General features: G+C 62.0%; 20 protein-coding genes. 8 read left to right on the forward strand and 12 right to left on the reverse strand.

Translation table 11 applies throughout. The features are described 5' to 3' along the window. Positions 1–6: 6 nt before the first annotated feature. A complete protein-coding gene (gene bcsA / locus MHY87_RS09640) occupies positions 7–2,202 on the reverse strand; it encodes a UDP-forming cellulose synthase catalytic subunit (protein WP_239351321.1) in 2,196 nt (731 codons plus the stop codon). 175 nt (positions 2,203–2,377) lie between these two features. Further along, positions 2,378–3,334: a cellulose biosynthesis protein BcsN gene (gene bcsN / locus MHY87_RS09645; RefSeq protein WP_239351323.1), complete on the reverse strand. Its 957-nt coding sequence runs from the start codon at positions 3,332–3,334 to the stop codon at positions 2,378–2,380. A gap of 329 nt (positions 3,335–3,663) precedes the next feature. Between bcsN and MHY87_RS09650 the strand changes: the two genes are divergently transcribed. Next, positions 3,664–4,851: a multidrug effflux MFS transporter gene (locus MHY87_RS09650; protein ID WP_239351325.1), complete on the forward strand. Its 1,188-nt coding sequence runs from the start codon at positions 3,664–3,666 to the stop codon at positions 4,849–4,851. On the opposite strand, the gene MHY87_RS09655 is transcribed toward MHY87_RS09650, so the two are convergent. Next, on the reverse strand, positions 4,842–5,738 hold the full coding sequence (locus tag MHY87_RS09655; protein WP_370644877.1) for a LysR family transcriptional regulator: 897 nt from the start codon (positions 5,736–5,738) through the stop codon (positions 4,842–4,844). The two genes, MHY87_RS09650 and MHY87_RS09655, sit on opposite strands and share 10 nt — an antisense overlap. A 145-nt stretch (positions 5,739–5,883) precedes the next feature. Between MHY87_RS09655 and MHY87_RS09660 the strand changes: the two genes are divergently transcribed. The 3 genes from MHY87_RS09660 (at position 5,884) to MHY87_RS09670 (ending at position 9,527) form a co-directional block, all read left to right on the forward strand. Beyond that, positions 5,884–7,083 (forward strand): acyl-CoA dehydrogenase, encoded by a 1,200-nt coding sequence (locus MHY87_RS09660; protein ID WP_239351327.1) that lies wholly within the window; start codon positions 5,884–5,886, stop codon positions 7,081–7,083. Between the two features lie 92 nt (positions 7,084–7,175). Next, positions 7,176–7,982, forward strand: a complete 807-nt coding sequence (dapB, locus tag MHY87_RS09665; RefSeq protein WP_239351329.1) for a 4-hydroxy-tetrahydrodipicolinate reductase — start codon at positions 7,176–7,178, stop codon at positions 7,980–7,982. Positions 7,983–8,339: 357 nt separating this feature from the next. After that, entirely contained in the window at positions 8,340–9,527 is a 1,188-nt protein-coding gene (locus MHY87_RS09670) for a CaiB/BaiF CoA-transferase family protein (protein WP_239351331.1), read from the forward strand. 62 nt (positions 9,528–9,589) lie between these two features. On the opposite strand, the gene MHY87_RS09675 is transcribed toward MHY87_RS09670, so the two are convergent. Continuing rightward, positions 9,590–10,159, reverse strand: coding sequence for a TetR/AcrR family transcriptional regulator (locus tag MHY87_RS09675; RefSeq protein ID WP_239351333.1), 570 nt, complete (start codon positions 10,157–10,159; stop codon positions 9,590–9,592). A 144-nt stretch (positions 10,160–10,303) separates the two neighbouring features. On the opposite strand from MHY87_RS09675, the gene MHY87_RS09680 reads away from it, so the two are divergent. Further along, entirely contained in the window at positions 10,304–11,437 is a 1,134-nt protein-coding gene (locus MHY87_RS09680) for an efflux RND transporter periplasmic adaptor subunit (protein WP_239351335.1), read from the forward strand. A gap of 11 nt (positions 11,438–11,448) precedes the next feature. Beyond that, positions 11,449–14,532 carry an efflux RND transporter permease subunit gene (locus MHY87_RS09685; protein ID WP_239351337.1) on the forward strand — a complete coding sequence of 1,028 codons (3,084 nt, stop codon included), beginning with the start codon at positions 11,449–11,451 and terminating at the stop codon, positions 14,530–14,532. Between the two features lie 102 nt (positions 14,533–14,634). Here the strand turns inward: MHY87_RS09685 and MHY87_RS09690 are convergent, their stop codons facing one another. The 7 genes from MHY87_RS09690 to MHY87_RS09720 all read right to left on the reverse strand — a co-directional run bounded on the left by MHY87_RS09690 (position 14,635) and on the right by MHY87_RS09720 (position 21,761). Further along, positions 14,635–15,093 (reverse strand): Fur family transcriptional regulator, encoded by a 459-nt coding sequence (locus MHY87_RS09690; RefSeq protein ID WP_239351339.1) that lies wholly within the window; start codon positions 15,091–15,093, stop codon positions 14,635–14,637. 201 nt (positions 15,094–15,294) lie between these two features. Beyond that, entirely contained in the window at positions 15,295–15,702 is a 408-nt protein-coding gene (locus MHY87_RS09695) for a Fur family transcriptional regulator (RefSeq protein ID WP_239351341.1), read from the reverse strand. Between the two features lie 166 nt (positions 15,703–15,868). Then, positions 15,869–17,044: a Gfo/Idh/MocA family protein gene (locus MHY87_RS09700; RefSeq protein ID WP_239351342.1), complete on the reverse strand. Its 1,176-nt coding sequence runs from the start codon at positions 17,042–17,044 to the stop codon at positions 15,869–15,871. 13 nt (positions 17,045–17,057) lie between these two features. After that, on the reverse strand, positions 17,058–18,116 hold the full coding sequence (locus tag MHY87_RS09705; RefSeq protein WP_239351343.1) for a sugar phosphate isomerase/epimerase: 1,059 nt from the start codon (positions 18,114–18,116) through the stop codon (positions 17,058–17,060). A 115-nt stretch (positions 18,117–18,231) separates the two neighbouring features. Then, on the reverse strand, positions 18,232–19,182 hold the full coding sequence (locus tag MHY87_RS09710) for a substrate-binding domain-containing protein (RefSeq protein WP_239351344.1): 951 nt from the start codon (positions 19,180–19,182) through the stop codon (positions 18,232–18,234). A 63-nt stretch (positions 19,183–19,245) separates the two neighbouring features. Continuing rightward, complete coding sequence (locus MHY87_RS09715) at positions 19,246–20,244, reverse strand: ABC transporter permease (protein WP_239351345.1); 999 nt, start codon at positions 20,242–20,244, stop codon at positions 19,246–19,248. Next, positions 20,241–21,761, reverse strand: coding sequence for a sugar ABC transporter ATP-binding protein (locus MHY87_RS09720; RefSeq protein WP_239351346.1), 1,521 nt, complete (start codon positions 21,759–21,761; stop codon positions 20,241–20,243). Before MHY87_RS09720 ends, MHY87_RS09715 begins: the two co-directional genes overlap by 4 nt. Positions 21,762–22,034: 273 nt before the next feature. Here MHY87_RS09720 and MHY87_RS09725 point away from each other — a divergent pair, with 273 nt between their 5' ends. After that, a complete protein-coding gene (locus MHY87_RS09725; protein ID WP_239351347.1) occupies positions 22,035–23,153 on the forward strand; it encodes a LacI family DNA-binding transcriptional regulator in 1,119 nt (372 codons plus the stop codon). Here MHY87_RS09725 and MHY87_RS09730 read toward each other — a convergent pair. Beyond that, on the reverse strand, positions 23,093–23,473 hold the full coding sequence (locus tag MHY87_RS09730) for a hypothetical protein (protein WP_239351348.1): 381 nt from the start codon (positions 23,471–23,473) through the stop codon (positions 23,093–23,095). The two genes, MHY87_RS09725 and MHY87_RS09730, sit on opposite strands and share 61 nt — an antisense overlap. Before the next feature lie 343 nt (positions 23,474–23,816). On the opposite strand from MHY87_RS09730, the gene MHY87_RS09735 reads away from it, so the two are divergent. Beyond that, the gene (locus MHY87_RS09735; protein ID WP_239351349.1) at positions 23,817–24,230 is read left to right on the forward strand and encodes a VOC family protein; all 414 of its coding nucleotides are present in this window, start codon (positions 23,817–23,819) and stop codon (positions 24,228–24,230) included. The last annotated feature ends 14 nt before the right edge of the window (positions 24,231–24,244 follow it).

Genomic DNA, 24,244 nt, shown 5'->3' on the forward strand with positions numbered 1-24,244 from the left:
CAGCCTCTATTTGACGGCCGGTGTGACGGACGGAACCGGCGGCTTGGACATGCCGATCCGCTGCAGGCCGAAGAGATAGGAAAGGCCTCGTCCCGTCTGGTAGAGGGAGACCATGAAGAACCAGAGTGTGCCGCGCAGCACGCCGATATCCTGGTGGCGGCGCTTCTGGAACGCGCTCCATTGATCGGCATTGGCGAAGACGAGATCGGCCACGAGCCTGTGGTGTTCCGGCTTGTCGATCAGGAAGCGGCAGCCCAGCAGCAGGCCCTGGTCGTCCATGCCGACCTTGCGGACCTCGATCGGCATCTTTTGTGTCGGCAGGTTGGCGTAGGGCATGAACTCGAGGGTGCCTAGCGCGCCCTTCTTGAGATTGGGCTCATTGGAGGGCGCCACATGCAGGCGTGCGCCGCCGACAGAGATGTCGCGCACCGTCGCCTCGATGGTCTCATCTCCGAACAGGAAGCGGCAGGGACGGTCCATGTGCACGCGATGGCTCATGCGCCGCGACGCGCGCTCGGAAACAACGCCCAGCGCGCATCCCGCGATGATGAGATTGAGAAGATTCCAGGCGCCCGTCACCAGCGTCAGGTCCGCCTTGTAAGGTTCCAGCCACACGCGCACGCCCGTGGCGGCGACGCCCAGGAGCAGGATGCCGAAAATGATGAAGTAGGGCATGCCGAGTTCGGAGACGCGGCTTTGATCCATGGTCTCCGTTTTGGCGGTCACCTTGAAGGTGGGCTTCCTCGGATTGGCGATCACGGACAGAACGGCGGGAAGCAGATAGATCGTCTGGATGTATTCGTAGAGATCCGAAATCCACGGCCAGCGGTAACGGCCGTAGAGATAGTTCTGCATCATGAAGTTCACCATCATGTAGGTGAACGTATAAGCCAGGAACTCGCCGCCCGACGCGGTGAAGATCTCGAGCGAGAAGAACAGATAGCAGAGCGGCGAGAGCAGGAACGCGAAGCGCGAGAACGGGAAGAGCCAGAACAGGGTGCTCGACATGTAGGCCAGGCGCTGCGTGAACTTCAGTCCGCGCTTCAGAGGCGGGAAGCGGAAACGCAGGATCTGCATCATGCCTTGCGCCCAGCGCGAGCGCTGGCCGATGAAGCTCGCGAAGCTCTCCGGCTGCAGGCCCGCGATCAGCGGTTTGTCGACATACACGCTGCTCCAGCCGCGGGAGTGCAATTCGAGTGCGGTCTCGCAATCTTCCGTGATGCTCAGGCCGCTGAATCCGTTCGTCTCTTGCAGGGCCTCGCGCCGGAGAACGGCGGCCGAGCCACAGAAGAAGGCCGCGTCCCACTTGTCGAGGCCGCGCTGGATGACGCCGTAGAACATCTCGTTTTCCGATGGCATCGTCTGGAAGGTGCCGAGATTGCGCTCCAGCGGATCGGGATTGATGAAGAAGTGCGGTGTCTGGACGAGGAACAGGTTCTTGTCCGTGCTGAAGAAGCCGACCGTTTCCTCCAGGAAGCTGCGCGTCGGCGCGTGGTCCGCATCGAACACGGCCACGAGATCCCCGGTCGAATGCTCAAGCCCGTTGTTGAGATTGCCCGCTTTGGCGTGAAGGTTGCGCGCGCGGGTGAGATATTTCACGTCGAGATCGGCGCAGAGGGCCTGCAGCTCGGCGCGGCGGGCACGGGCGGCCTCTGCCGCATGCGCGTTGGACGAATTGCACTTCTCGTCCGTTCCGCCGTCATCGAGCAGCCAGACGGTGAACTTGCCCTCCGGATAGCTCATGGCCTTGGCCGCTGCGAGGGTGGTGGCCAGAAGGCTCGTCTCCTCGTTGTAGCTCGGCACGAACACGTCGACGGTCGGCAGGTTGTGCGGATCGATTTGCGGCGACTTGCGCGAAGGCAAGGGGCTCGACACCACGAAGAGGCTCAAGAAGAGCATCATCACGCTGTACATCTCGGCGATGTACAAAAGGATTGCCGGGATGAAGTTGGCGACTTCCGTAATCGGGGGGATGGTGCTGGTGGTGCGCCAGAAGACGTAGCGCAGGACGATAGCCGTGCCGAGGGAAAGGGCGATGACCCGCCAGATCCCTTGCGCGCGGAAGAACTTCAGCACGATCATGCAGGCCACGACCACGAGGCCGGCCACCAAGTGTGTCTGAAGACTGATGGGAAGGGCGACCAGCAGGACGATGAGCATCGCCGCCACCGCCCATAAGGCTAAGAGTGCACCCCTACGCATCGGCGAAAGTTCTCAGTCAAGGTTGTTATAGGTTAAACCTCACGCATAAGCTAAGAGCTTCTGAAGGTCTATCGGCAGAGATACAATATTGTTCCTATCTGTTTGGGATTTTTTGTCACGCTAGTAAATATTCTTTGATGTAACGTTATCCAATTCAGGAAACAGAACTTCAACTTTACTGCGAAGGTGGCGGTGGAACGACCGGGTAACCGGTTTCCGGGGAGGCGGTGGGGGCTTGTGTCGTCGGAGCGGCCGGCTGGGAGGGAGCAACCGTGTCCTTGTCTATGAGGCGGGAGGCCGGTTCGGTCCTCGTCCGGGCGCGCCGCTCGCGAACCACGGTCGTGGTTGCCGGAGCATCGTTGATGCCGAGCGGATAAATCGGGGCATCGATCTCGCCGAGATGAGCGGGCACGCGGGGCGGCGCTCCATAGGGGTTCCAGGAACCGGACATGTAATAGGCCGAGATGGTGAAGTTATACATGGTGCGCAGCAGCTGCTGCTGGGTCGCGGCCGCATCGCACAGGCGCAGGCGGATGGTGATCACCCCGCCCGGCACGAAGACGGCCGGCTCATTGGGCTCGATCCGCTGCCAGGCATAAAGGCAGACATCGCCGCTGGCGGAGCGGCCCGTGGCGAAGCCGAAGGGGCCGTACTTGTTCTGCACGAAGACCAGGGATGTCTGCATCTCGATGCCGGGCAGACGCTCCTCCATCTCCTCCTGGACCCGCTCCTGCATCATGGCCGCAGACGGAACGCTCAGGACGTCGTCGATCTGGGATTGCGGCGCCACGCCCCCGGTGGCGAGGGTCACGTAGAACGCGTTCTGGCCGGGGGTCAGGGAGGCCGTCGAGAGGGCGATCTCCTGCGAGACCCCGTTCTGGTACTTGCGCTCCAGGACCGCCACGACGGAGGGGCCGCCGGGAGGCGGGACGATGATCGCCCGGGTGGCCGGAACCTCGTTCATGAGCGTGGCAAAGCCCAGCTCGGACTTCGTCGTGCAGGCCGTTGCCAGAAGAGGTGCCGCCAGAAGCGCTGCCTTCAGGGCCTTGCCGAGTCGCCCCCGCGATTCGGCAGGCCTCTCGAGCGCCGGGGCGCCGAGGTCTGTCCGATCATGGGGCAAGGAAAACAGCATGGGCAGGGTCATCTCCGGCAGCGGCCAGTCGCTGGGATGAAGCTGTCCCCGAAGGGCTGTCGCATCCCATGAATCTTTAACCAGACATGGACAAACATCGTTAACGAAGAGTAAGCAGCGGCCCCGGCCGGGGATTATTGTCCCTTCAAACTTGAAGGCCTGCGCTTGACGGGCGGCCTGCGGAGCATAAAAGCAGGGCTCGCGTCCTCCGCCGAGCGGCCCTGACCGCCGACCCAGGATCGCCTTTCAGACGTTTCTCGCCCGACATGCCGTGCCGGACGTTTTCTCAATCCCATCTCGCATGAGTGGGGTCACGAAAGCCTTTTCCTATGAAATCCGCCTTTCTGCGCAACGCGCTCGTCCTCGGAATGCTGTCCGCCATCGGACCGTTCGCCATCGACATGTACCTGCCGGCTTTCCCGGCGATTGCCCGCGAGTTCCAGGTGGATGTGGGCGCGGTGCAGATGAGCCTGATGAGCTTCTTCCTGGCGGTCGCCATCTGCCAGCTCGCCTATGGGCCGCTTTCGGACCGGTTCGGGCGCAAGCCGCCGCTCTATTTCGGCTTGGCTCTCTTTACCTTAAGCAGCATCGGCTGCAGCTTCGCGCCCAATGTGGAGACGCTCATCGCGTTCCGCTTCATGCAGGGTGTCGGCTCCTGCGCGGCCATGGTGATTCCCCGGGCGATCATTCGCGATCTGCATACGGGCCACGAGGCCGCCCGCCTGATGGCGACCACGATGCTGGTGTTCAGCGTCTCGCCCATTCTTGCGCCGCTTGCTGGCAGCACGCTCACCGAGTTCTTCAGCTGGCGCTTCATCTTCTGGGCCATCGCCGCCATCGGCCTCGGAGGCATGGCCGTGCTGCTGTTCCTCTTGCCCGAAACACGGCCCGAGGGCGTAGGGCAGCGGGGAATCCTGCAGGCCTTCACCACTTACAGAAACCTCCTGAAGGATCGTCGCTTTCTCGGTGTCACCTTCACCGGCGGCTTCAGCCAGGCGAGCTTCTTTGCCTATCTTGCCGGCTCATCCGTGATCTTCATCGAGCATTACGGCCTCTCGCCGTCGCATTACAGCATGATCTTCGCGTCGAACGCGATCGCCTTCATCGGCAGCGCGCAGTTCAACAGCGTGTTCATGCGCCGCTTCGGCGCGGAGAAGCTCGTGCGCACGGCGATCTCCGGTTTCGTGGCGCTGGTGAGCCTGTTGTTCATTCTGACACTCGCCGGAATCGACAACGCCTATGTCCTCTGGGGCCTTCTGTTCCTCTCCTTCGGCTGCCTCGGCTTCGTCATTCCCTCGACGGCTGTGCTGGCCTTGGAAGAGCATGGCCCGATCGCAGGCACGGCATCCGCGCTCATGGGCACGCTGCAGCTCAGCACGGGCGCGGTCATGATCGCGCTCACCAGCCTGCTCTACAACGGGACGTCCCTGTCGATGGTGGGCTGCATCATGTTCTGCGGCTGGGTGGCCTTTGCGTTGAGCATGCGCACCTTGAAGCCGCGGCGCGTTTATCCCTGATTGGATTCGGCGAGGATCCAATCGCGGAACGAGCGCACCAGCGGCGCTTCCGACTTGTGCTCGGGATAGACGAGGTAATAGGCGCCGACGCTCAGGATGCTTTGCGGGAAGAGGATTTCCAGGCGTCCTGAGGCCAGCTCGTCCGCGATCAGGAAATGCGGAATAAGCCCCACGCCGAGGTCGGCGGCTGCCGCCTGCGCCACCATGGCGAATTGCTCGAAGCGCGGGCCGCGCATGGGATTGCCCGCATCCACATTCACGGTCGCGAACCATTCCGCCCAGGCAGTCGGGCGCGTGCTCTGCTGGAGCAGAGTGGCGCGGGCAAGATCGCCCGGCGCACTGATCTTTTCGCGTTCGCGATAGGTAGGGCTACAGACCGGCACGGCCTCTTCCCGGCGCAGCAATTCGCAGATCGCGCCGGGCCAGTGCGGCTCGCCGAAATGGATCGCGGCGTCGAAGGGCTCGGCGGCGAAGTCGAAGGGCACGAGGCGCACGCCGAAATTCACCGTCGCATCCGGGTGCTTCGCCATGAAATGCGGAATGCGCGGAATGAGCCAGCGGGTGCCGAAGGTCGGAAGCGTCGCGAGATTCAGGACGCCGCTCGTGCCCGAGAGCGCAATCGCCTGATGGGTGGCATCCGACAGTTCGCTTAAGGTGCCGCGCACCTGCGAGGCATAGAGGCGGCCCACATCGGTCAGCACCACGCGCTGGCGGGAACGGCTGAAGAGCGAGACGCCGAGCGAATCCTCCAGCTGCTGAATCTGCCGCGAGACGGCGCTCTGGGTCAGGTTCAGCTCCTCGGCGGCGCGGGAGACGCTGCCATGCCTGGCCGTGGCCTCGAAGGCGAGAAGATTGCCGATATTGGGCAGAAAGCCGCGACGGAGCACCAGTTCATTCCGTTTTCGAATAACCTGCTGCGAAGATGTCGCTTTACTTCTCCTCTGTCCAGCGCGATTTTTCCGGCAAAATCCAACAGGTTTACCCGGCGCTCCAGAATGATCCTGTACGCCGTACTCAAGAGGAATACTCATCATGGCCGGTGCAAAGCACGAACTTGCGAAGCTCAAGTGGGAAGATCCGCTCCTCCTCGACGATCTGCTCACCGATGACGAGCGCATGATCCGCGACACGGCCCGCGCCTATGCCCAGGACAAGCTCCTGCCGCGCGTGATCGACGCCTATCGCGAGGAGCGCACGGACCGCGAGATTTTCAACGAGATGGGCGAGCTCGGTCTCCTCGGCGTGACCCTGCCGGAAGATTACGGCTGCGCCGGTGCCTCTTACGTCGCCTACGGCCTCGTGGCCCGCGAGGTCGAGCGCGTCGATTCCGGCTACCGCTCCATGATGAGCGTGCAGTCGTCGCTCGTCATGTATCCGATCTATGCCTATGGCTCCGAGGAGCAGCGTAAGAAGTACCTTCCGAAGCTCGCCTCGGGTGAGTTCGTGGGCTGCTTCGGCCTCACCGAGCCGGACGCGGGCTCCGATCCCGCCGGCATGAAGACCCGCGCGCAGAAGATCGACGGCGGCTATCGCCTCACCGGCACGAAGATGTGGATCTCGAACTCCCCCATCGCCGACGTGTTCGTGGTGTGGGCGAAGTCGGAGGCCCATGACAACGAGATCCGCGGCTTCGTGCTGGATAAGGGCATGAAGGGCCTCTCCGCCCCGAAGATCGGCGGCAAGCTTTCGCTTCGCGCTTCCATCACCGGCGAGATCGTCATGGACGGTGTCGAGGTTGGCGAGGATGCGCTGCTCCCGAACGTGTCGGGACTGAAAGGTCCGTTCGGCTGCCTCAACCGCGCGCGCTACGGCATCTCCTGGGGTGCGTTGGGTGCGGCGGAAGATTGCTGGCATCGCGCGCGCCAGTACACGCTCGACCGCAAGCAGTTCGACAGGCCGCTTGCGGCGACCCAGCTCGTGCAGAAGAAGCTTGCCGACATGATGACCGAGATCACGCTCGGCCTTCACGCTTCGCTCCGCGTCGGCCGTCTGTTCGATGAAGGCCGCATGGCACCTGAGATGATCTCCCTCGTGAAGCGCAACAATTGCGGCAAGGCGCTTGAGATCGCACGCATCGCCCGCGACATGCACGGCGGCAACGGCATCCAGGAAGAATACCACGTGATGCGCCACGCGCAGAACCTGGAGACGGTCAACACCTACGAGGGCACGCACGATGTGCACGCTCTCATCCTGGGCCGCGCGCAGACAGGACTGCAGGCGTTCTTCTAAGCTTATGATTTGAGCCACCCGAGCCTTTTCCTTACGAGGGGAGGGCTTGGAGGCGATCCCGTCGTTCTTCGTGAAAGGAAATGGTGAGTCACATGCCTCTTCGGATCACTCTCGCAGGAGCAACGGGTTGGGTCGGCAAGGCGCTGGTGGCGGCGATTGCTGCCTCCGATGATCTGGAACTCGCAGGCGCGGTCAGCCGCAGCGCTGCGGGCCAGGATGCGGGCGAGGCCGCAGGCCTTCCCCGTCTTGGCGTCGCGATCAGCGCAACGCTCGAAGAGGCCTTGAAGGCACCATCCGACGTGGTGATCGACTACACCAAGCCTAACGCGGTCAAGGCGCATGCGCTGACCGCTTTGGCGCATGGCCGCCACGTGGTCGTCGGCACGTCGGGGCTCTCGGCGGAAGAATACGCGGAGATCGATGCTGTCGCGCAAAAGGCCGGACGCGGTGTTCTCGCTGCCGGTAATTTCTCGATCACCGCAACGCTGCTACGCCGCTTCGCTCTTGAAGCTGCACGCTTCGTGCCGGATGTGGAAGTCATCGATTACGCGTCCGCGAAAAAGCCCGACACGCCCTCTGGCACCGCACGCGAGCTTGCGGAACTCCTGAGCGATGTTCGTCAGCCTGCCACCTCGAAAGCTGTCGATGAACTCACCGGAATTCGCGAAACGCGTGGCGGTGGTCTCGGCGCGAAGGAGCCTGTGCAGGTTCACTCGCTGCGCATGCCGTCCTTCGTCCTCTCATGCGAAGCCGTGTTCGGTGCCGACAACGAGCGCCTCGTGATCCGTCACGATGCCGGATCGTCCGCAGCCCCTTATGTGACCGGCACGCTGCTCGCCGCACGCCGAGTCTCGTCGTTCACCGGCCTGAAACGCGGCCTCGATGCCGTGATGGATTGACGGAATGAGGCCGCTTGCGCTCATTGTCTTCATGACATTGGTTCAACTCTCATGGCATAGTGCCTGTGCTGAAGAGGTTGCTCCTTCGCAGCGTGGGGCGGCTCAAACTGAGGCGACGCCTTTCACAATGGCGTACACCTCAATCAAGGCTGTCTGCTGGCCAGATGTGCCCGCTTGTGGGACTGCCGAGCATATCTTCTGTGACATCGAGACATTCGGCATCCCCGAAATTATCAACGGGCGACAGGTGCTCGTTTCGAAGTCCCGCACAACTCAGCAGTGCATGCTTAGAAAAGAGCTATCTCGGTTTGAGAACAGCATGCATGACTCAGTCATCTACAAACGGGGTATTAGGCCTTGACTGCACAACACAATCGCCCTCTCGCAGGCCTCAAAGTCCTCGAACTCGCCCGCATTCTTGCCGGTCCCTGGGTCGGTCAGCTACTCGCCGATCTCGGCGCCGATGTGGTGAAGGTCGAGCGTCCCGGTGCGGGTGACGACACGCGCGGTTGGGGGCCTCCCTTCGTCGAGGCTGCAGATGGCGGCGATCTGTCGGCGGCTTACTTTCACTCGTGCAATCGTGGCAAGCGTTCCATCGCGGTCGATTTCGAAAGCGCTGAGGGGCAGGAGCTTGTGCGCAAGCTCGCCTCCCATGCGGATGTGGTGATCGAGAACTTCAAGGTCGGGGGCTTAAAGAAATACGGCCTCGATTACGAGAGCCTCAAGAAGGTCAATCCACGCCTCGTCTATTGCTCCATCACTGGCTTCGGCCAGAACGGGCCTTATGCGGCGCGTGCCGGTTATGATTTCATGATCCAGGGCCTTGGCGGCATCATGGATCTGACGGGAGATCCCGAAGGCGAGCCGCAGAAGATCGGCGTGGCTTATGTCGATATTTTCACCGGCGTTTATTCCGTGGTCGGCATTCTTGCCGCCTTGCGCCAGCGCGACCAGACGGGTGAGGGCGCGCATCTCGACATGGCGCTCCTCGATGTGCAGACGAGCGTGCTCGCCAACCAGGCGATGAACTATCTTGCTTCCGCCAAGTCGCCGCGCCGCATGGGCAATGCGCATCCCAACATCGTGCCCTATCAGGTGTTTCCGGTGGCCGACGGTCACGTGATCGTGGCGGTGGGCAATGACGGGCAGTTCTCCCGTTTCGTCGCCGTGCTCGGTCAGCCGGAGCTGGCGCAGGACGAGCGCTTCGCCACCAATGCGGGCCGCGTGCGGAATCGCGCTGAGCTCGTGCCGGTTCTCACCAAGCTCACGCTTCAGACGACGCGCGATGGTTTGTTGGCGGCGCTTGAGAAGCAAGGCGTGCCGGCAGGACCCATCAACACGGTCGAGGATGTGTTCGCCGATCCGCAGGTGATCGCGCGCGGCATGAAGATCGATCTTCCCTCGCCCATTGCAAAGGGCGGCGCGATTCCCTCCGTGCGCTCGCCCATCGTCATGAACGGCGAGCCCATGGCGGCGAGGCGCCCGTCGCCGCGTCTCGGCGAGCATACGGATGAGGTGCTAAGCGATCCGTCTTGGATGGCTTAGGAAGCCTCGGACGCAAAGTGGGTGCCGGTTTTGCGTGGAAAGAGGCTTAAAGAACTAACGCCTTAAGACGCAATGCCCTTCGTGAGCAGGCGGTTGATCGCCTGCACGATCCGCTCACGATCTTGATCGGAGAAGGGGCTTAGATTGTGCATCTCGAGGTTGCTCAAGCCCTCGACGGCCAGCCAGCCGAGAAGCGCGGAATCGAGATCTTCCGATCCGGATTTGATGCGTTCCAATGTTTCGGCAATCACGGCGCGGACAGGGTCGAGCAGGCGCGGATTCTCCGCCGTCGCCACCATCAGCCCGGTCGCGATTTCCTGCATCTTGCCGCCGCAGCACATATCGAGAACGGTTGTGGCGACGAGGCGCGCTTCCAGATTCGGGCCGGGGGTGATCTGAGCGCGCAGATCCTCCTTGGAGGCCGAAACCTGGTCGATCATGCGCTGGATCATGGCCTGAAGCAGCGCATCCTTGCTGGGGAAGTTGTAGAGAAGACCGCCCTTGCTGAGGCCCGCCCGTTCGGCCACCGCGTCCAGCGTCAGACGCCCTGCGCCGATCTCGGCAACGAGTTCGGCCGCCGCGTCGAGGATCTTCTCGCGGGAACTCTTACGGCCTCGGGCATTTTCTAACATTGGCAACTCTTGCAACTAAACCGTCCAGTCGGTATATAAATGGTGCCGCGGCATTGGCGTCAAGAGCAAGTTGAGCTATTGCCGCACCTCCACCTTTAATGTCTGTAGCCCGCCCGGCGGGCCTGTAACTTCTGGAAGAAGCCCATGAAACGGCGCCTCGTAGTCGGTCTCGTCTTTACTCTTGCGATTTTGCTCTGTGCCGGGCTGATTTGGTTCAACTTCTTCCGGGACAAGATGATCACCCAGTTCTTCGCGAACATGCAGCAACCCCCGCAGGTGATCTCTGCCGCCAAGGTTGAGGCGAAGACTTGGACGCCCAGCATCAGCGCCATCGGTACGGCCAAGGCTGCCAACGGCGTCGAGCTGGCCTTCGAGACGCCTGGCATCGTCAAGGAGATCAAGTTCAAGGCGAACCAGAAGATCCAGAAGGGCGATGTGCTCGTTCAGCTCGACGATACGGTCGAACGCGCGGACATTCAGGACGTTCAGGCCAATGTGAAGACGGCGGAAAGCGCTTACGAGCGTGCCAGGACCCTGTCGACTCGTGGCTATGGCACGGAAGCCAATCTCGATCAGGCAAGCGCTCTGCTCGCTGCGGCGCGCTCGCGCCTCGCGCGCCTGGAGGCCACCATCGAGCAGAAAGCCCTGAAGGCTCCGTTCTCTGGCGTCATCGGCATTCCGCGCGTTGATGTGGGTCAGTACCTGCAGCCCGGTTCGGTGATCGCGAGCTTCCAGGATCTCGATTCCATGAAGGTCGATTTCACCGTGCCCGAGCAGATGGCCGATCAGGTCAAGCTCGACCAGGAAGTCCGCTTGGGGGTGAGCGAAACCGATCTGCCCTTCAAGGGCCGCGTGATCGGTAAGGATCCGCGCGTCGATCCCAAGACCCGCCTCGTCTCCGTGCAGGCTCTCATCGAGGACAACAAGAGCCGGGCCATCCTGCCGGGACAGTTCCTGCATGTGGAAGTGGTTCTGCCGGAACAGCCTAACGTCATCACCGTGCCGCAGACGGCCGTCATCACCAGCTTGTACGGCGACTACGTCTACACGATCGATCAGGAAGAGCGGGCCGGCAATCAGGTTCAGGTCGCCAAGCAGGTCTTCGTGAAGACCGGCCGCCGCCGCGGCGGCGTGCTCGAAGTCCTGTCGGGCATCCAGCCGGGTCAGCAGGTCGTGGCTTCGGGCCAGAACAAGCTGCAGTCCGGCGCGACCGTCAAGATTGATAACACCATTGATGTGACAAAGCTCGACGCGACCAAGCTCGCAAACGGGCAGTAGGCAAAAACGCCATGAGTTTCACAGAGCTTTTCATTCGCCGCCCCGTCCTGTCGATGGTGGTGAGCCTTCTGATCCTGCTGCTTGGCGCGCAGGGACTGATGAACCTGCAGGTGCGTCAGTACCCCGAGGTCAAGGAGACCACGATCACGGTCACCACGGCCTATGTGGGTGCCAGCGCCGACCTGATTCAGGGCTTCATCAGCACCCCCATCGCCAAATCCGTCTCGAGCGCGGAAGGCGTGGACTACGTGACCACGCAGAGCCGTCAGGGCGTCAGCACGGTGTCCGTGCGCATGCGCCTGAACACGGACCCGAACGCCGCGCTCACCGAGGTGACCGCCAAGGTGCAGCAGATCCGCGCGCAGCTTCCGCAGGAGGCTGAAGACCCGGTGATCATGAAGGGCACAGGCCAGAGCTTCGCGCTGATGTACATCACCTTCGGCTCGACGGAGATGAACTCGGAGCAGGTCTCGGAATTCCTGACCCGCGTCGTGCAGCCGCGTTTCGCGACGCTTGAGGGTGTCGGCAACGCCGAGATTCTCGGCGGTCGCGACTTCGCCATGCGCGTCTGGATCGATCCCGTGCGCCTTGCCGCTCGCGGCGTGACGGCGGGCGACGTGGTGCAGGCGATCAACTCCAATAACTTCCTTGCCGCTCCCGGCAAGACGAAGAACGAATACGTCGCCTACACCCTCGACATGCAGACCACCCTGCAGACGCCTGACACCTTCGGCGCGCTGCCGATCCGGTCCGCGGGCGATCAGGTCGTTCGCTTGCGCGACGTAGCGGATGTGGAACTCGGCCCCAAGAGCACGGACACCATCGTCAGCTTCAACGGCAGCGAAGGCACCTTCATCGGCATCGTGCCGACGCCTTCGGCCAACCCGCTCACGGTGGCCGAGGAAGTGACGAAGGCCATCGACACGATCCGACCGACCCTGCCCAAGGGCATGACGGTGGAGATCGTCTACGACGCTTCAAACTTCATCTCGGCGTCCATCGGTGAGGTGTTCAAAACCATTGCCGAGGCAGCTCTCATCGTCGTGGTGGTGATCCTGCTGTTCCTGGGCTCCTTCCGCTCGGTGCTGATCCCGGTCGTCACGATTCCGCTCTCGCTGATAGGCGTGTGCTTCTTCCTTTACGCACTGGGCTATTCGATCAACCTGCTCACGCTGCTCGCCATGGTGCTTGCCATCGGTCTCGTGGTGGATGACGCCATCGTGGTGCTGGAGAACATTCACCGGCATATCGAGGAAGGATTGAAGCCCGTCGACGCGGCCATCGTGGGCATGAAGGAAATCTTCCTTCCCATCGTCTCGATGACCATCACTCTTGCTGCCGTGTATGCTCCCATCGGCTTCACGCAAGGTCTGACGGGTTCGCTCTTCCGCGAGTTCGCCTTCACGCTGGCGGGCGCGGTGATCATCTCCGGTATCGTCGCCGTGACGCTCTCGCCGATGATGTCCTCGAAGCTCCTGAAGTCGCATGGCTCGCAGAGCCGCTTCGCCTCCTTCGTGGACCGCACCTTCACGAAGCTCGAGAACTGGTATGCGCGCCGTCTCAAGGGCTCGCTCGATTATCGCGCGGTGACGCTCGTGATCGTCGCGGTTCTGCTGGGCACCACGGCCTTCCTGTTCATGAAGACCAATTCCGAGCTTGCACCGGAAGAGGATCAGGGCGCCTATCTCGGCATCGTCAACGTGCCGAAATATGCGACGGCCGAGTATACCCAGGCTTTCTCCAAGCAGTTCACGAACGCGGCGGAAAAGATCCCTGAGATCGAAGACAGCTTCATGATCATCGGTATCGATGGCGGCGGCGGCGGCTTCTTCGGCTTCAAGCTCAAGGAGTGGAGCGAACGCGAGAAGAAGGGCGAGGCCACCAAGCAGGACATCCAGAATCTCCTGAATCAGAATGCCGGCGTCCAGGCTTTCGCTTTCGCGCCTCCTTCGCTGCCCGGTGGTGGTGACGGCCTGCCGATCCAGTACGTCCTACGCACGATCGGCGATCCGGCGCAGGCCTACGAGGTCGCAGAGCAGATCCGCGCACGGGCCATGAAGTCCGGCAAGTTCATCGTGGTGCAGAACTCGATCTCCTACGAGACGCCGCGTGCGCGCATCATCATCGACCGCGACCGTGCAGCGGCGCTGGGTGTGCAGGTCTCCGAGATCGGCAACACGCTGGGTGCGCTCGTGGGCGGCGCGTCGATCTCGAAATTCGACCGCGACAACCGCAGCTATGACGTGGTGAGCCAGGTGCGCCAGCAGGACCGCCTGAATCCGGAGCGTCTGGCCGAGTACTACGTGCGCGCTTCCGACGGCTCCATGGTGCCGCTCTCCGCGCTCGTCAGCATCAAGACGGATGCGGCGCCTGCGGTGATCGAACAGTTCAACCAGCTGAACTCGGCCACCGTCAGCGCTCTTCCACTGCCTGGCGTGACGACCTCGGAAGGCTTGGCAACGCTGCGCTCCATCGCGCAGGAGGTCATGCCCCAGGGCTTCTATGTGGATTACGCCGGTCAGTCGCGTCTCGAGGTGCAGGAGGGAAGCTCCATCTTCCTTGCCTTCGGCCTCGCCATCATCGTGATCTATCTGGTGCTGGCGGCGCAGTTCGAGAGCTTCCGCGATCCGTTCATCATCATGATGTCGGTTCCGCTCTCCATGTTCGGCGCGATGATCTTCCTGAATGTCGGGCTGGCGACGCTCAACATCTATACGCAGGTGGGCCTGATCACCCTCGTGGGCCTGATCACTAAGCACGGCATCCTGATGGTGGAGTTCGCGAACGACCTGAAGGAGAAGAACGGCGTCAACAGGCGCGAGGCGATCGAGGAAGCCGCCCGCGTCCGTCTGCGTCCGATTCTCATGACCACGGCCGCCATGGTGCTCGGCGTCGCTCCCCTGCTCTATGCGAGCGGCGCAGGTGCGGCGGCCCGTTTCTCCATGGGTCTCGTGATCGCGGCGGGCATGTCCATCGGCACGATCTTCACGCTCTTCGTGGTGCCGATGTTCTACACCTTCATCTCCAAAGAGACTGTGCGCCGCGAGCAGAAGGATGAGGAACGCGCTCACCATCGGGCACTTGCCGCAGAGTAAAAACAAAAGGCCGGGCAGCGATGCCCGGCCTTTTTCATCTTCCCCAAAGGAGAGGCGGAGGCGCTGGGCGCCTCCGCCTTTTTCCTGGTCCTCTTATAATTTTTAGGCCTGGCGGGTCAGTTCGCCTTCGACTTCCATGAAGGGCGAAACCGACTTGAACCCGGCCTGCTCGGCAGCCTTGCGGACCGCTTCGGCCACTTCCGTGGAATGGACCTCGATGGTCTCGCCGGTCTTCGAATCCACGAACATGATCTTCATGGCGTTCACTTCCGGCTGGCCGTGGGACACCACGTAGGAGTTCTGCGTGGCGAGACGGTGAACCAGGCCGGCATCGCGCAGGAAGTCGAGAGCGCGATAGATCGTGACCGGAGCCAGACGCTTCTTGTCGCTGCTGAGACGATCGACAAGATCGTAGGCGCCGACAGGACCGCCGCTCTGAACCAGCTCACGGTAAACGCGCTCCCGGATGGGGGTCAGGCGAAGGTTGTTCTGACGGCAGAGGTCGTCTGCACGGCGGAGGAGGTTGTCTTCTTCTTCTTTCCTGAGGGCTCTTGTGCTCATGGTCCACGCTCCTGTTATTTCAAAACCTACATATTCATATAGGGGAAGTGCCGCCTGAACAATGTGTTATCGTTGCAATAAGCATTTGCAATTACGCATATTACGTTACGGTAGTTGGCGAATAGGCAGAGTGCTTCCCTAAAATCAGCTCTTGTGCATCGTAGTAACGTTTAGGGAGAGGATAGGTTCCAAGTTATAACATCACTTGGAGCAGGTCTCGCAGAGACCGCGTATCTCAACGGTAACCTTCTTGGAACAGAAGGAATTTTCGTCGCTCCACTGGGTCAGGCGCTCATTGATATTCGGATCGCTGAATTCAGTGACGAGGCCGCAATTCTCACAGATGGCGAAAGCCGCCATCTCGTGGTGATGGGGGTGCTTGCAGGCCACATAGGCATTGAGGCTCTCGAGCCGGTGGGCCAGCCCCTTTTCGATGAGCTTGTCGAGGGAGCGGTAGACCGTGGGCGGCGTGACGGCGCCCTTGGCGCGCATCTTGTCCAGCACCTCATAGGCCGAGAGGGGATTCTGAGCAGCCGTCAGGATCCGGTGAACGCGCTTCTGCGTGTCGTTCAACTCCTCAAGGGCATGGTGATGATGGTGTGCGGCCATGACGGGTCGGGTTTCCAATGAAGGCTGGATCGAGCCCTATACGTCATGATTGTACGGATGATTTCAAGACATCGGACATGGCTCTGTGCTGATCGGGCACATCGAAAGCCGAATATCCCCCGCTGTCCCGTTCAAATGACGGGACAGCGGATCGTAAGAATGGCCGTTACACGTCCACCCAGGCGGCCTTTCCTTGCGAGGACTGCACAGCCGCATCGATGAAGCGCACGCCGCGCACGCCGTGTTCAACAGTCGGGACCTGCAGCGAGAAGGGGTTGGGCTCGCGGCCTTCGATTCGCGCGGCGATCTGCTCCGCAATGTCCGCATAGAGCTGGGCGAACCCTTCGAGATATCCTTCAGGATGCCCGCCGGGAATGCGGGAGGCCGCCCGCGATACGTCGTTGGCGCCATAACCGTTGCGGCGGATGATCCGGGGCGGCTCTCCGAGCGGAGAGAACAGCAGGGCGTTCGGGTTCTCCTGGTGCCATTCGAGCCCGGCCTTGTCGCCATAGATGCGAATGCGCAAACCGTTCTCGAGGCCCGAAGCCACTTGGCTGCACCAGAGCATGCCCTTCGCGCCGGACGCGAAGCGCAGCATCATATGCGCATTGTCGTCGAGCCTGCGGCCCTGCACGAACGTGTGCAGTTCGGCGGAGAGGGACGCGACCTCGTCCCCGACGATGAACTCGGCGAGGTTGAAGGCGTGGGTGCCGATATCGCCGACGGCCCCCGCAGGGCCCGAGCGGGAAGGGTCGGTGCGCCATTCCGCCTGCTTGCTGCCGGTCTCCTCGACGCGCGTGGCGAGCCAATCCTGCGCATATTCCACCTGCACGACGCGGATCGCGCCGAGCTCGCCTTCCGCCACCATGGCGCGCGCCTGCCGCACCAGCGGATAGCCGGTGTAATTGTGCGTGACGGCGAAGATCAGGCCCGACTCTTTCGCGAGCTGTGCCAGCCTGTCGGCTTCCGGCCGTGTCGTGGTGAGCGGCTTGTCGCAAATCACATGAATGCCCGCTTTCAGGAACGCTTCGGCGGCGGCGGCATGAGCGTGGTTGGGCGTAACGATGGAAACCGCATCGATGCCGTCTTCCCGCTCCGCCTCGCGCTGCGCCATCTCCTGGAGGCTGCCGTAGTTGCGGTCGGCGGGCAGGAGGAGATCCTCGCCCGAAAGCCGCGCCCGCTCCGGTTCGGACGAGAGCGCACCCGCCACCAGCTCCCAGCGGTCGTCTATACGGGCGGCGATGCGATGCACGGCACCGATGAAAGCGCCGCGTCCGCCGCCGACCATGCCGAGGCGGAGGCGGCGGTTCAGTTTCTGGTCGCGTGATCCTGCAATGGTCATGGCGTTCCCTCACTCAAGAGCCGATGCCGAGCAGACGGCGGTTGGCTGCTTCATCCGTTCCGCCTGCTGCGAAATCGTCGAAGGCCTTTTCCGTAACGCGGATGATGTGCGCCTTGATGAACTCCGCGCCTTCCCGCGCACCATCCTCCGGATGCTTCAGGGCGCATTCCCATTCCAGCACGGCCCAGGAATCGTAGTCGTATTGCGCGAGCTTGGAGAAGATGGCGTTGAAATCCACCTGTCCGTCGCCGAGCGAGCGGAAGCGGCCCGCGCGGTTGATCCAGCTCTCGTAGCCGCCGTAAACGCCGACGCGGCCCGATGGATTGAACTCCGCGTCCTTCGCGTGGAATGCCTTGATGCGCTCGTGATAGAGGTCGATGAAGGCGATGTAGTCGAGCTGCTGCAGAAGGAAGTGGCTCGGGTCGTAATTGATGCAGGCACGCTTGTGTCCGCCGACCGCATCCACGAAGCGCTCGAAGGTGGCGCCGTCATGGATGTCCTCGCCGGGATGGATTTCGTAGCAGACATCGCAATCCGCATCCTCGTAGGCATCGAGGATCGGCTTCCAGCGCCGTCCGAGTTCCTCGAATGCGGTCTCGATTAGGCCTGCCGGACGCTGCGGCCAGGGATAGACGAAGGGCCAGGCGAGCGCGCCGGAAAAAGTGACGCTGGTCTTCAGGCCCAAACGCTTGGAGGCTTTTGCCGCCATTATCATCTGATCGACGGCCCAGGCCTGACGCGCTTTCGGATTGCCGCGCACTTCGGGAGCGGCAAAGCCGTCGAAGGCTTCATCGAAAGCCGGATGCACGGCGACCAACTGTCCTTGAAGATGCGTGGAGAGTTCCGTGATCTCCAAACCGTGAGAGCGGACGATGCCTTGGATCTCATCGCAATAGGCGCCTGACTCGGCTGCTTTCTTCAATTCGATCAGGCGCGCGTCCCAGGTGGGAATCTGAACGCCCTTGTAGCCGAGGGAAGCTGCCCAGCGGCAGATCGAATCGAGTGAGTTGAACGGCGCTTCGTCGCCTGCGAATTGAGCGAGGAAGAGGCCGGGACCCTTCATGGTCTTCATGGATGAACTCCCGAGATGCGGCTGCAGAAAGAAGGCAAGGGGAAGCCGCTCGCATTCGCAGGCGGCTTGCCGTTGCCTCGCCCCTCGGTGAGGAGGGGCGAGGGCTCGCAGCCGATTAGAACGGCGAGTTGGGGAAGTAGTGGTTCTTCGCGTTGTCCTTCGTGATCAACTCGGCGTTGAGCACGTAGGTGCCGCGCATGGGCGCATTGGTGTAGAACTGCGCCGCGGTGACGCCCATGGCCGTGGAGATCATCGACGGCGGATAGGATACGTCTGCGGGGATCATCTTGTCGCCGTCCATGACCTTCTTGATCATGTCCTTCATGCCTGCACCGCCGAGCACGAACTTGATGTCCTCGCGCTTGGCCTGGCGGATCGCTTCCATGATGCCGAGCGCCATGTCGTCGTCGGAGGCCCACACGGCGTCGATCTTCGGATGCTTGGACAGGAAGTCCTGCATCACCTTGAAGGCGTCGTCACGGTTCCAGTTGGCGTATTGCTTGTCGATCACCTTCACGCCGGAGCCTTCGAGGGCCTTCTCGAAATTGGACACGCGCTCCTCGTCGATCACGGTCGGAATGCCGCGGAAGACGACGACGTTGCCCTGCTTCAGGTTGTCGACGAAATACTTGCCCGCCACGCGTCCGAATTCGGGGTTGTTGCCCGCAACGTAGATGTCCTGGATCGAAGGATCCTTCAGGCCGCGATCTACGATGGTGACGAAGGTACCGCGCTTCTTGATCTCGCGCATGGGGTTCGTCAGCTCGTCCGAGTTGAACGGCAGAACCACGAGAGCGTCCACTTTCTGCGAGGTGAGGTCGTCGAGGGCGTTCGCCTGCGCTGCACCGTCCGGCGAGGTCTTCACGATCACCTTGAGGCCGGGATAGCCCTTCTCGAGGGCCTTGGCGGTTTCCTGCGCGTGATAGACGACGCCGCCGGTCCAGCCGTGGGTGGCGGCCGGAATCGAGACGCCGATCGTCACATTCTTCTGCTGGGCCATCGCACCGGTGGCGACGCCCGTCATCAGGCCCGCCGCGAGAGCGATCTTCAGTGCTGTAGCTTTCATCCGTTCCTCCCTAGAGGGTTGTTTTGAGCCCATGAGTTCTTGCCGGTGGGCTTAGTTCCGGCTTCATCGCCCGCGGTGGACTGACCGCTGCAAGAGCATGGCGATAATGATGATGGCGCCCTGAACCGCTCCCACGAGAAACTCGGAGACGAAATTCGACAGCACCATGATATTGGCGACGAGTTCCAGGATGATGGCGCCGACCACCGTGCCCCAGATGCGGCCGACGCCGCCCTTGAGCGCAGTGCCGCCGATGACCACGGCGGTGATGGCCTGGAGCTCCCAGAGCAAGCCGGTGGTGGGCGTGGCCGAACCGAGACGCGGCACGTAAACCAGCACCGCGATGCCGACGCAGATGCCCTGGATGATGTAGGTGAGGGTGCGCACGCGCCAGATCGGCACGCCGGAATAACGCGCCACGTCCTCGTTGGAACCGAGCGCCACCACATGACGGCCGAAGGATGTGCGGTAGAGGATCAGCGCGCCGATGGCGGCAACCACGATGAACGCGATGATCGGCACCGGAATGCCGAAGACGCTGCCGAAATAAACCGGGCGATAAAGCTCGCGCAGCTCGAAATTGCGCATGGTGATGGTGCCGCCCGCTGCCAGCCAGATGACGAGCGAACGGTAGATGCCCATGGTGCCGAGCGTCACGATGAAGGGTTCTATTCGCCCGAAGGTGACGATAAGCCCGTTGGCCAGCCCGCAGGCCGCGCTGAGCGCGATGGCGGCCAGCATGCCGAGGGCCAGCGTTCCCATGTCCCCGCCGCCGAGATTGTTCAGGGTCAGGATCATCACGCCTGCGGTGAGCGCCGCCATGGAGCCGACCGAGAGATCGAGCCCGCCGCCTGCGATCACGAAGGTGGCACCGACCGCGATGATGGCGATGAAAGCCGAGCGCGTGACGACGTTGAGAATGTTCGACGCGGTCAAGAAGTCGGGATTGATGAGCGCGCCCGCAATCGCGAGCGCAATGAGCGCGATGAAGGGCGAGAGCGCCCGCATGTCGAGTTTGAACTTGCGCTTCTCGGCGCCGGTGCGAAGCACGGTTTCGGTCATGCGTGGCCCGCGGCGATTTCCGCCGCCCTTTCTTCATGAACGCCAGTGGCGAGGTAAACGATGGAATCTTCGGACAAATCGGCTTGGGGCACTTCGCCCGCGATGCGCCCGTTGCGCATCACCACGACCCGGTGGCAGAGGCCGATCAGCTCCTGCATCTCGGACGAGATGACGACGACCGAGAGACCGTTTTCCGCAAGCCCGGCGATGAACCGGTAGATCTGCTCCTTGGTGCCGATATCGACGCCGCGCGTGGGCTCATCGATGATGATGACGCGCGGGTTGAGAAGCATCATCTTGGCGAGCAGCAGCTTCTGCTGGTTGCCGCCGGAAAGCTGCCCCGCCAGGAGGTCGCGGGCCCGGGTGCGGATGTCGAAATCCTTGATCGCGCCATCGAGCGCCTTCTCCTCCGCGCCTACATCGATGAACGAGCCGCGGGTGAACTTGTCGAGGGCGGCAAGAGAGAGATTGACGCGAAGGTTCTGCTGCAAGAGCAGGCCTTTGCCCTTGCGGTCTTCCGAGAGATAGACGATGCCCGCCGCCATGGCCTCGCGTGCATCGCGGAAATGAACGCTTTCGCCTCTGAGAGAGATCTTGCCCTGGCTTGGGCGCAAGCCGACGATGCCCTCGAACAGTTCCGTGCGGCCGGCGCCGATCAGGCCGCCGAAGCCCAGGATCTCGCCGCGCTTCAAGGTGAAGGACGCATGCTCCACATAGCCGGGCACCACCATGTCGCTGACCGAGAGAATGACCTGGTCGGAGGCGGTGGCAGGCTTGTCGGGATAGAGTTTCGACATGTCGCGCCCGACCATGAGGCGCGCCATTTCGAGCGGCTCCAGACCTTCGATGTCGCGCGTCACGATATGGCGGCCGTCGCGCAGGACCGTGACACGGTCGGCAACCGCCTTCACCTCATTGAGGCGGTGGGAGATGTAGAGCACCGCCACACCGTGCTCGCGCAGCTTGCGGATGATGGTGAACAGGCTTTCCGCCTCGATGGGCGTGAGAACGGCGGTGGGCTCGTCGAAGGCGACGAGCTTGTGCGGTACGAGAAGTGCGCGGGCGATCTGCACGAGCTGCCGGTCGGCGATGGAGAGGCGGTGTACCGCGATATCCGGATCGATATGCGTGCCGAGCTCTGCCAAGATGCCGCGCGTGCGCTCGCGCATAGCCCTGTCGTCCACGAAGCCGAAGCGCTTGATCTCGCGGCCAAGAAACAGGTTCTGTGCGACCGTCAGATCCGGCGCGAGCAGGATTTCCTGATGCACGAGAACGATGCCATGGGCTTCGGCGTCAACGGGGCCGGAAAAGGTGATCGGCTGGCCCTGCAAATGCAGCTGGCCCTTGGTCGGCGCGATATGGCCTGAGAGAATGCGCATGAGGGTCGACTTGCCCGCGCCGTTCTCGCCGATGATGGCGTGAACCTCGCCGGGCCTCAGGTCGAGCGAAATGCCGCTCAAGACCTCGTTCGGTCCGAAGGATTTGGAAATGTTCTCTGCGCGAAGAACGGAATCCATGCGCGGCTCCGAGTAGACACAACATTAAGCGACACCGTTCGCTGCCGCGGTCGCGGCAGCGTTGGTTCAAAGCGATCAGGGGGTGGCGGTCAGCAGGATAAAGCGCGTGCTGGCATTCATTTTCCTCCGGCCTTTTGGGGCGCCCTCTGGTGGGGCGTCTTTTATCGAACTAGGAGCATTCCATTGATTGGCAATGCCACCATGTAAACGATTACATGGGCACTTTACCGCAACGGCACGTTCTGTCAAACAGGACCAAGGTAGGGGAGGATCATGGACGAAAGTGGGTCTTCAGGCAGGCTGGAGCAGGATTATGCTTCCGGTCATCGCGCGGTGCGCATTCACGATGTGGCGAGGCTTGCGGAAGTTTCGACCGCCACGGTGAGCCGCGCGCTGGCAACCCCTGAGCGCGTCTCGCCGGAAGCGCGCGCCCGGGTGCTGGAGGCCATCGCCAAGACGGGCTATGTGCCCAATCCCGCAGCGCGTTCCCTCCGCTCCCAGAAAACCTACATGGTGCTCGTCGTCCTGCCGGACCTGTCGAACACGTTCTTCTCCAAGATCCTGCGCGGGATCGAGGAGCGATTGTTCGAGGCAGGCTACGGCATGATCATCAGTGATCTCGACGGCTCGCCCGAGAAGGAGGCGCATTTTGCAGCCTTTATCGCCGCAGGGCGCGTCGATGGCGCGATTCTTCTCAACGGGCACCTGTTCGGCCAGATCCGTGACGGGGAGGGGCCGCCCGACAAGGCCGGCATTCCGCTCGTGGCACTCTGCGAGGCCATTCCCTCAGCTGACATTCCCCAGATCGAAATCGACAACCGGTCGGCTGCCAGTCGCATGACACAACATCTCGCATCATTGGGGCACCGCAGCATCGCTTATGTCAGCGGGCCGGAGAGCAACATTCTCGAGCGCGAGCGCTTCCTGGGATATCAGGACGGCCTCAGGGCGGCAGGCCTGCCTTTCGATCCGGAATTGGTGCTTCCAGGCGACTACACCATCGAGGCCGGCGTGGCGGCAGGGGAAAACCTCGTCGCCCGCTCGACACGGCCATCCGCCGTTTTCTGCACCAGCGATGAAATGGCCATCGGCCTCATGCGCACGCTGTTGTCAGCAGGCCTGAGGGTTCCTGACGATATTTCGGTGGCGGGTTTCGACGATATCGAATTCGCGGCCGTTGCCGAGCCTGCGCTGACCACGATCCATCAGCCGCGTCGGGAATTGGGGCAGGCGGCAGCCTCCGTCCTCATCGATCTCCTGCAGGGACGATCTTCGCCCAAGCACATCCGTCTAGAGACGGAGCTCGTGTTCCGCGACAGCGTCGCTGCGCCTCAGAACATGGAGAAGGCGCCCGCGAAGACCACGAGGACAAGGGCGATGAAGCCCACATAGGCATAAAGCGCCTTGCGAGAGTTCTGGTGGGCGTAGCTGTCCTTGTCGTTGTCGTTCTTCCAGCGATCCACACTCTCCTGGCGGCGCGCGAGGTCGACTTGCTCAGGACTCGGCGAAGTGCCGGCGGCCTCGTCATCCGTGCCGAGAGGTGACAATCCAGGGTCGAGGACCGGGTTCTTGTCGCCCGTACGCCCACTATCGATGTCACCTTTCAGCTGCGCCGAGGTCGAGCCTGCCGTCATAGGCGGCGCGGCCACCGGCATGATGGTGTACGTGCGCGGAATATCTCTATCGTTCGGTTTATCTGAGCGGGTCGCCATTAAACTCTCCCGGGGTCCTTCGGGTGGAAAACCGCCGGGAATGCACGAGGTTCCTGGAAGGAGCCTCCGCACCTCAACCCATTCTTCGGACAAGAAAAAAGGCCGCTGTCACCAGCGGCCCGAAGTTTAGGGAGGAAACGCCCAAGAAGGGCAGCAACACTGCGACGCCAATCGCCGTGCTGCACTGCAATAAGTAAGGATTGCCCAATAAAACCGCAAGATTAAAAGGTCAGCATAACTGCCCAATTTTTCGCCTCTTTAAAAGGCAGGCCCAGCAAGGCGAAATGAGCAGATTTTGGGATAAGCTGATGAAAATTGATGCAACATTGCTACGGGAGCCGCCATGCCGAAGCTGAACGCAATCCTCGAAACCGCTCTTTATGTAGACGACTTGGCCCGCGCTAAGACCTTCTATGAAAGCGATCTTGGTCTGCCGCTTCTCATGGAAAACAAGCGCATGTGCGCCTTCGATGTGGGTGGTCGAAGCGTCCTCCTGCTTTTCCTGCGTGGAGCTTCCGCCGAGGACATGGCAATGCCGAGCGGCACTATCCCGGGCCATGATGGGCATGGACCGCTTCACATGTGTTTTGCCATCGAGCCTGATGAGCTTGCCGCTTGGGAAGAGAGACTGCGTGAGCGCGATATTCCAGTTGCGAGCCGAGTGACGTGGTCGCGCGGCGGCACGAGCATCTATTTTCACGATCCCGACGGACACGTGATGGAACTGGCAACGCCCGGTCTATGGGCGACCTATTGATCGCCCATAGGAAC

The sequence above is a fragment of the Microvirga sp. ACRRW genome (assembly GCF_022346925.1).
Taxonomy (GTDB): Bacteria; Pseudomonadota; Alphaproteobacteria; order Rhizobiales; family Beijerinckiaceae; genus Microvirga.

Excerpts from the sequence above, each read along its gene's own strand:
- bcsA (WP_239351321.1), bottom strand. The coding sequence starts at position 2,202 with ATGCGTAGGGGTGCACTCTTAGCCTTATGGGCGGTGGCGGCGATGCTC.
- bcsN (WP_239351323.1), bottom strand. The coding sequence starts at position 3,334 with ATGCTGTTTTCCTTGCCCCATGATCGGACAGACCTCGGCGCCCCGGCG.
- MHY87_RS09650 (WP_239351325.1), top strand. The coding sequence starts at position 3,664 with ATGAAATCCGCCTTTCTGCGCAACGCGCTCGTCCTCGGAATGCTGTCC.
- MHY87_RS09660 (WP_239351327.1), top strand. The coding sequence starts at position 5,884 with ATGGCCGGTGCAAAGCACGAACTTGCGAAGCTCAAGTGGGAAGATCCG.
- dapB (WP_239351329.1), top strand. The coding sequence starts at position 7,176 with ATGCCTCTTCGGATCACTCTCGCAGGAGCAACGGGTTGGGTCGGCAAG.
- MHY87_RS09675 (WP_239351333.1), bottom strand. The coding sequence starts at position 10,159 with ATGTTAGAAAATGCCCGAGGCCGTAAGAGTTCCCGCGAGAAGATCCTC.
- MHY87_RS09680 (WP_239351335.1), top strand. The coding sequence starts at position 10,304 with ATGAAACGGCGCCTCGTAGTCGGTCTCGTCTTTACTCTTGCGATTTTG.
- MHY87_RS09685 (WP_239351337.1), top strand. The coding sequence starts at position 11,449 with ATGAGTTTCACAGAGCTTTTCATTCGCCGCCCCGTCCTGTCGATGGTG.
- MHY87_RS09690 (WP_239351339.1), bottom strand. The coding sequence starts at position 15,093 with ATGAGCACAAGAGCCCTCAGGAAAGAAGAAGAAGACAACCTCCTCCGC.
- MHY87_RS09695 (WP_239351341.1), bottom strand. The coding sequence starts at position 15,702 with ATGGCCGCACACCATCATCACCATGCCCTTGAGGAGTTGAACGACACG.
- MHY87_RS09700 (WP_239351342.1), bottom strand. The coding sequence starts at position 17,044 with ATGACCATTGCAGGATCACGCGACCAGAAACTGAACCGCCGCCTCCGC.
- MHY87_RS09705 (WP_239351343.1), bottom strand. The coding sequence starts at position 18,116 with ATGAAGACCATGAAGGGTCCCGGCCTCTTCCTCGCTCAATTCGCAGGC.
- MHY87_RS09710 (WP_239351344.1), bottom strand. The coding sequence starts at position 19,182 with ATGAAAGCTACAGCACTGAAGATCGCTCTCGCGGCGGGCCTGATGACG.
- MHY87_RS09715 (WP_239351345.1), bottom strand. The coding sequence starts at position 20,244 with ATGACCGAAACCGTGCTTCGCACCGGCGCCGAGAAGCGCAAGTTCAAA.
- MHY87_RS09720 (WP_239351346.1), bottom strand. The coding sequence starts at position 21,761 with ATGGATTCCGTTCTTCGCGCAGAGAACATTTCCAAATCCTTCGGACCG.
- MHY87_RS09725 (WP_239351347.1), top strand. The coding sequence starts at position 22,035 with ATGGACGAAAGTGGGTCTTCAGGCAGGCTGGAGCAGGATTATGCTTCC.
- MHY87_RS09730 (WP_239351348.1), bottom strand. The coding sequence starts at position 23,473 with ATGGCGACCCGCTCAGATAAACCGAACGATAGAGATATTCCGCGCACG.
- MHY87_RS09735 (WP_239351349.1), top strand. The coding sequence starts at position 23,817 with ATGCCGAAGCTGAACGCAATCCTCGAAACCGCTCTTTATGTAGACGAC.